7 protein-coding genes and 1 pseudogene are annotated in these 6,886 nt (G+C 68.9%); 7 read left to right on the top strand and 1 reads right to left on the bottom strand.

Annotation, left to right across the window (positions count from 1 at the left end; all coding sequences use genetic code 11):
* Positions 1 to 437: pseudogene (locus Q8M82_RS07085) on the bottom strand (flagellar biosynthetic protein FliO); the annotation flags it as partial.
* A 222-nt stretch (positions 438 to 659) separates the two neighbouring features.
* Between Q8M82_RS07085 and flgB the strand changes: the two are divergent.
* The 7 genes from flgB (at position 660) to cckA (ending at position 6,640) form a co-directional block, all read left to right on the top strand.
* Positions 660 to 1,070, top strand: coding sequence for a flagellar basal body rod protein FlgB (gene flgB, locus Q8M82_RS07080; protein ID WP_305690673.1), 411 nt, complete (start codon positions 660 to 662; stop codon positions 1,068 to 1,070).
* Between the two features lie 54 nt (positions 1,071 to 1,124).
* On the top strand, positions 1,125 to 1,535 hold the full coding sequence (gene flgC, locus Q8M82_RS07075; RefSeq protein WP_305690672.1) for a flagellar basal body rod protein FlgC: 411 nt from the start codon (positions 1,125 to 1,127) through the stop codon (positions 1,533 to 1,535).
* Positions 1,536 to 1,549: 14 nt separating this feature from the next.
* Complete coding sequence (locus tag Q8M82_RS07070; protein WP_305690671.1) at positions 1,550 to 1,873, top strand: flagellar hook-basal body complex protein FliE; 324 nt, start codon at positions 1,550 to 1,552, stop codon at positions 1,871 to 1,873.
* A 23-nt stretch (positions 1,874 to 1,896) separates the two neighbouring features.
* Entirely contained in the window at positions 1,897 to 2,163 is a 267-nt protein-coding gene (fliQ, locus tag Q8M82_RS07065) for a flagellar biosynthesis protein FliQ (protein ID WP_305690670.1), read from the top strand.
* Positions 2,164 to 2,243: 80 nt separating this feature from the next.
* Entirely contained in the window at positions 2,244 to 3,002 is a 759-nt protein-coding gene (gene fliR / locus Q8M82_RS07060; RefSeq protein WP_305690669.1) for a flagellar biosynthetic protein FliR, read from the top strand.
* A gap of 6 nt (positions 3,003 to 3,008) precedes the next feature.
* A complete protein-coding gene (gene flhB / locus Q8M82_RS07055) occupies positions 3,009 to 4,076 on the top strand; it encodes a flagellar biosynthesis protein FlhB (RefSeq protein ID WP_305690668.1) in 1,068 nt (355 codons plus the stop codon).
* Positions 4,077 to 4,141: 65 nt separating this feature from the next.
* Positions 4,142 to 6,640, top strand: coding sequence for a cell cycle histidine kinase CckA (gene cckA, locus Q8M82_RS07050; protein ID WP_305690667.1), 2,499 nt, complete (start codon positions 4,142 to 4,144; stop codon positions 6,638 to 6,640).
* The last annotated feature ends 246 nt before the right edge of the window (positions 6,641 to 6,886 follow it).

Here is a 6,886-nt window from a genome sequence, read left to right as displayed (position 1 = left end):
GGCGCCACCGGGGCCGGCGGCGCGGCGCGGCGCGGATCCTCGGCCGGTTCGCGCGGCTCGGGCGGGATCAGCGTGTCGAAAGGCAGCGGCCGGTCGGGCACGCCGAGATCCGGCTGGGCCGGCATCGCCGTCCGCGCGCCGCTGCGCACGATGTTGGTTTCGACGACCACGTCGGAGGCGCCGCCGATCATCACCAGATGCTCGACATTGTCGCGGCGGATCAGCACGAGCTGGCGCTGGCGGTCGAGATCGTGGATGTCGACCACGCCCAGACGCGGCTGCCGGGCCCGCCCCCCGCCCTGCCCCTTGATGCGCAGCCGGCCATCCTTGATCTGCCGTGCGAACAGGCCCAGCAGCACCAGCAGGACCAGAATGACGCCGAAGGCGATGACCCACTTCTGCGCGGTCGGGAGATCGAAGCCAAACAAACTCTGCAAGGTCTGCCTCATAAGCGACGGCGGGGCCGGGTCCCGGCTGCCGGAATCCACCCGATGTTGAACACGCTGGCTATAGCATAGCGCCCGCGCTTTCAGGAAACATGGTGAATCCGTGGTTAACCGGTTGCTCGAAACCCGGGGCTTTAACCGCTCGTTAACCATGCACCCGGCAAGATTTACCCACTGCAGCGGCAGCGTGCCGGCAATGGGAGGGCGATAGCCATGGCGAATTCGGCCCTGGGCACAGGCGGAAACCTGATGCTGGCGCTCAAGACGCGCATGCATTTCCACCAGTCGCGCCAGAAGGTGTTGGCCGAGAACGTCGCTAATTCCGACAGCCCCGGCTTCCGGCCGATGGACGTCAAGGCGCCGGTGATCAGCGCGGGCAACGGCGGTGTCGGGCCTGTCTCGCTGGCACGCACCAGCGACGGGCACATGGGCATCGGCGGCCGCAGCGACGGCTTCGACAGCGCCCGTGCCCGACGCTTCGAGACGACGCCCAGCGGCAACGCGGTCAATCTCGAGGACGAAATGATGAAGGTCGCCCAGAACCAGTCCGACTACCAGCTCGCCGCCTCGCTCTACAGCAAGGGCCTCGGGCTGATGAAGATCGCGATCGGCAAGGGGCGCTGACGCCGCCGGGCGCCGCACAGGCGCCCGGGTCGTCGATCAGGGAGAACGGGTGACATGGATCTTCTCAAGAGCATCGCGGTGGCGACCTCGGGGCTGCGCAGCCAGTCCGGCCGCATGCGCGTCATCTCCGAGAACATGGCCAACGCCGATTCCGGGCCGGAGCGCGCCGGGGCCGACCCCTATCGCCGCAAGATCCCGACCTTCCAGCGCCGCTTCGACCGCGAGCTCGAGGCTCAGGTGGTCGACATGGGCCGCGTCCAGCGTGACCAGAGCGCCTTCCGGGTCAAACACGAGCCCGGCAACCCCACCGCCGACGCCGCCGGCAATGTCCGCATGCCCAACGTCAACTCGCTGATCGAGACCATGGACATGCGCGAGGCCCAGCGCAGCTACGAGGCCAATCTCAACCTGATCTCGTCGACGCGCCGGATGATCCAGCGCACCATCGACATCCTGCGCGCCTGAAGGGAAAGACCGTCATGGCCACGCCCAGCTTCGCCGCCGGCGCCTATGCCTCGATCCAGGGGATGGGCGCAGGCAATCTGCTCCGCAAGCCGCAGGCCGCCTCGGGCTCCGAGAGCGGCAGCGCCGATTTCGCCGCCATGATCGGCAAGGCGCTCGACGCCACGGCCGATGCCGGCCGGCGCTCGGACGCGCAGGCGGCGTCCGTCGCCCAGGGCCGCGCCGACGTCGTCGACGTCGTCACCGCCGTCGCCGAGAGCGAGGCCGCGATCGAGACGCTGGTGGCGGTCCGCGACCGCGTCATCGCGGCCTACGAAGAAATCATGCGGATGCCGGTCTGAGCCGGGCGATCAGGACGACATCAATGACATCCGGAGCCATTCTCGACGTCGCCCGCGACGGCATCATGGTCTTTCTCAAGGCCGGCGGCCCGCTGATGATGGTGGCCCTCATCGTCGGCCTCGCCGTCTCGCTGATCCAGGCCCTGACGCAGATCCAGGAGCAGACGCTGGTCTATGTCCCGAAGATCCTCGCCGTCTTTGCAGCGCTGATGCTGTTTCTGCCGTTCATGGGCGACGCGCTGGCGGGTTATATGGGGCGGGTCGCCGTCCGAATCGCCACGGGCGAATGAGCCTGCCGCTGCCGTGCCCTGCCCTTCCGGGCGGACCGGCCCCGCGGCGCCCGAAATGGCGACGAGGGCCCGGCGGCACGATGCAGATCGCGATCCTGCCCGAGATCAGCGCCGTCTTCGTGCTCGTCTTCGCGCGGGTGGGCACCTTGGTGATGCTGATGCCGGGCATCGGCGAGCGTTTCATCTTCTCGCGCGCGCGGCTGTCGCTCGCCTTCTTCATCGCCCTGATGATGGTGCCGATGGCGCGCCCGCAGCTCGGTTTGCCGTCCGACATGGCGGGCGTCGTCGGCCTGCTGCTCGGCGAAATCCTGATCGGACTCGTCATCGGCGTCTGCGCGCGTCTCGTCATGGCCGCCCTGCAGACGGCCGGCACGCTGGTGGCGCAGACCATGGGCCTGGGCTTCGCGATGACGGTCGATCCCACCGGCGGGACCCAGAACCCCTCGATCGGCAACCTGCTCACCATGCTCGGCATCACGCTGATCCTGACCAGCGACCTGCACCATGTCGCCATCGTCGCGATCCATGAGAGCTATCGCGTGCTGCCACCCGGCGGCGTGCCCCCCATCGACGACGTGATGACACTGGCGGTGCGGGCGGCGGCGCAGGGCTTTTCGCTGGCGGTGCAGATCTCGGCGCCCTTCATCGTCTTCGGCCTGCTGTTCAATCTCGGGCTGGGCGTGCTCGCCCGCATGATGCCGCAGCTCCAGGTCTTCTTCCTCGCGGTCCCGGCCTCGATCCTCGGCGGCATGCTCGTCTTCTTCGCCGTCATCGGCGTGATGATGAGCGTCTTCCTGGGCGAGCTCGGCGGCTTCCTGCGCCAGTTCACGGGGAGCTGAGCGCCGATGTCCGAGGAGGCCGACAAGGAAGACAGGACAGAGGAGCCGACCCAGCGAAAGCTGGATCAGGCCGCCGAGAAAGGCGACATTCCCAGATCGCAGGAGATCGGCACCTTCTTCGTTCTCTGCGGCTTCACCCTGGCGCTGCTGGTCGGCGCCGGCTGGGCCGCCCGCGACAGTGCGATCTCGCTGCGCGCCTTCCTGATGAACGCCCATCAGGTGCCCTCCGACGGCTCGGCTTTCGCCAATGTCGCCAAGCAGGGCGTGATGACCGGCTTCGCCGCGCTCGGCCTGCCCTTCGCCTTCATCCTCGTCGCGGCGCTGGCGGGCGCGCTGATCCAGCACAAGCCGCTCTGGACCTTCGACCCGCTGATGCCGAAATTCAGCCGGATCTCGCCCATGGCCGGCGCCAAGCGCATGTTCGGCAAGGAAGCCTGGGTCAACTTCGCCAAGGGCCTGGCCAAGACCGGGCTGGTCGGCGCCGTGCTCTGGATCACGCTCTGGAACGAGCACGACCGGCTCGAGGGCTTCGCGCAGATGAGCGTCGCGGCGCTGCTGCCGGCGACGCTCGTGCTGGCGATCAAGCTGATGGCGGCGGCGCTGGCGCTCTTCGCCGTTGTTGCGCTGGGCGACTTCGTCTGGCAGCGCTTCTCCTGGCACCAGCGCCAGAAGATGACCCGGCAGGAGCTCAAGGACGAATACAAGAACTCGGAGGGCAATCCCGAGGTCAAGGCCAAGCTGCGCCAGATCCGGGCCCAGCGCGTCCGCAAGCGCATGATGGCGCAGGTGCCCAAGGCCACGGTGATCATCACCAACCCGACCCACTACGCCGTCGCGCTGCAATACGAGCCCGGCATGGCCGCCCCGCTCTGCCTCGCCAAGGGCGTCGATGCGCTGGCGCTGAAGATCCGCGAGGTCGCCGGCGAGCACGAGGTCCCGATCGTCGAAAACGTGCCGCTGGCCCGCGCGCTCTACGCCAGCGTCGACATCGACGAAGAAATTCCTGTCGAACACTACCAGGCGGTGGCGGAAGTCATCGGATACGTCTTGCGCCTGAAGCGCCGCCGCGCCTAACTCGCCGGGAGGCCTCGACGGTCGCCCTCGGGCCGGCGCGTCGCCAATGGGACGGACCACACCGCATGGGCGGCACCACGACTGCGATCGATCGCTCCGACAAACCGGGCCATATCGGCATCATCCTGCTGGTCGCGGGGCTGCTCGTCGGCTCGGCGATCGCGCTCGGCTTCATCGCCAATGAATGGGCCCAGCCGCTCATCCTGGGGCTGCTCGCGCTGCTCTCGGTCGTCGGCGTCTTCGGCCTCTTCGCCTTCGCCATCGGTCTCGTCCAGTTCTCCGGCCGCGCCGCCCGCAACGACCTGACCAAGGCGATCGTCGACCGGGCCGACGAGGGCGTCGTCGTGACCGAGGGCGAGACCGCGATCGTCTATGCCAACGAGGCCTATCTCGCTTTGGCGGGCGCGCGCGGCGCCAGCGATCTGCGCCCGGTCGGCAGCCTCTTCACCGGCCGCGCCGAGGTCTCGGAGGCGATCTACCGCCTCGCTACAGCCGCCCGCGAGAGCCGCAAGCTCGTCGAGGAGGTCCGGCTCGAGCCGGCGTTGGGCGGGCGCGGCGCCGTCGGCTGGTACCGCATCAAGGTCTCGCCGCTGCGCCGCGACGGGCGGCCCGCGACGCTCTGGTCGGTCTCCGACGTCACGCCCGAGCGCGAGCGCCAGGAGAACGCCTTCCAGGAGCTCCAGCACGCGATCGACTATCTCGACCATGCGCCGGCCGGCTTCGTCTCGATCGATGCCGATGGCGAGGTCTCCTATCTCAACGCCACCCTCTCCGGCTGGCTCGATTTCGACCTCGCCCGCTTCGGCTCGGGGGGCCTGCATCTCGACGACATCGCGACGCCCGCCGCCGCCGCCCTCGTCCAGGCCATCCGCGGCCACGCCGGCGATGTCCGCGTCGAGGTGCTCGACGTCGACCTCAAGCGCCGCAACGGCGCGCCTCTGCCCGTGCGCCTGCACCACCAGGTCGCCTTCGGCAGCGACGGCCGCGCCGGCCCCTCGCGCACGCTCGTGCTCAACCGCGCCCCCGGCGAGGCTGGCACGGATGGCGGCAGCGAGGCCGAGATCCGCTTCGCCCGCTTCTTCCACTCGACGCCGATGGCGATCGCCACCGTCGACCGCAACGGCGCGATCCTGCGCGCCAACGCCGCCTTCGCCCGCCTGACCCCGGCCGGGCCGCAGCCCGCCACGATCCTCGATCTCGTCGCGCCGGGCGGCGGCCTCGACAAGGCGCTGACCGAGGCGATGGAGGGCCGCGGCGAGATCACCCCGCTCGACCTGACGCTCGCCGCCGACGAGGCCCGCTCGGCGCGGCTCTATCTCTCGCCCGTGGCGGCGACGGAGGATGGCGACGGCGAGCGCGCCATCATCTACGCGCTGGAGACCACCGCCGAGCGCAAGCTCAAGGACAACATCGACCAGGCCCAGAAGATGCAGGCGGTCGGCCAGCTCGCCGGCGGCATCGCGCACGACTTCAACAACGTGCTGCAGGTCATCATCAACGCCTCGGAGTTCCTGCTGGCGAGCCACCGCCCGACGGACCCCTCCTTCCCCGACATCATGCAGATCAAGCAGAACGCCTACCGCGCCGCGGCGCTGGTGCGGCAGCTGCTCGCCTTCTCGCGCCGCCAGACGCTGCGCCCGCAAGTGCTGGAGCTCGGCGACGTGCTCTCCGATCTCTCGCTGATGCTGAAGCGCGTCGTCGCCGACAAGGTCACGCTCGACGTCCGCCAGGGCCGCGACCTCTGGCCGGTCAAGGCCGATCTCGGCCAGCTCGAGCAGGTCATCGTCAACCTCGCGGTCAACGCCCGCGACGCCATGGCCGACGGCGGCAAGCTCACCGTGCGCACCCGCAATGTCGAGCGTGCCGACTGCGCGAGCTTCGCCCATGCCGCCCTCCCCGTGGACGACTATGTGCTGCTCGAGGTCGAGGACACCGGCACCGGCATCGCGCCCGAGCATCTCGACAAGATCTTCGAGCCCTTCTTCACCACCAAGGAGGTCGGCAAGGGCACGGGCCTGGGCCTCTCCATGGTCTACGGCATCGTCAAGCAGACCGGCGGCTTCGTCTTCTGCGACTCGGTCGTCGGGCGCGGCACGATCTTCCGCATCTTCCTGCCCCGCCATGTTCCCAGCGAGGAGGAGATCGCCGCCGAGGCCGCGGTCAAGGAGGCCCCCAAGAAGGTCGCCGCCGACCACACCGGCGCCGGCGTCATCCTGCTGGTCGAGGACGAGGACGCGGTGCGCGCGCTCAACGCCCGCATGCTGGTCTCGCGCGGCTACACCGTCCACGAGGCGGCCTCGGGCGTCGAGGCGCTCGACATCTTCCTCGCCCATGACGGGCAGATCGACCTCGTCGTCTCCGACGTGGTGATGCCCGAGATGGACGGCCCGACGCTGCTCGGCGAGCTGCGCCAGCGCAACCCCAACACCAAGGTCGTCTTCGTCTCCGGCTATGCCGAGGAAGCCTTCCGCAAGAACCTGCCCGAGGGCGAGGATTTCCAGTTCCTGCCAAAGCCCTTCACGATGAAGCAGCTCGTCGAGACGGTGAAGGCGGCGATGGGGTGAGGCTGACATCCGGCCGAAGCGAGCCGAGCCGGCAACCAAGGCGGGCAGCTCTCGATCACGTTGAAGCGCGTTGCCCGTCATTGCGATAGCAGCGAAGCAATCCAGGGCGGCAGAACTCGTCGCCCTCCTGGATTGCTTCGCTGCGCTCGCAATTGTCTCTTGGCGATGTGTCAGAGTGGTGTTGGTTCCCGGGAGGGAACGCCGTGGCCCGGGACGGCCATCCCGAGCCACGGCGCGCGAAGACCG

Origin of the sequence: Allobosea sp., from assembly GCF_030694325.1 — a bacterium.
Lineage (GTDB): Bacteria > Pseudomonadota > Alphaproteobacteria > Rhizobiales > Beijerinckiaceae > Allobosea.
Note: the sequence above shows the minus strand (reverse complement) of the source record. Positions and strands in the feature narration are given on the sequence as shown.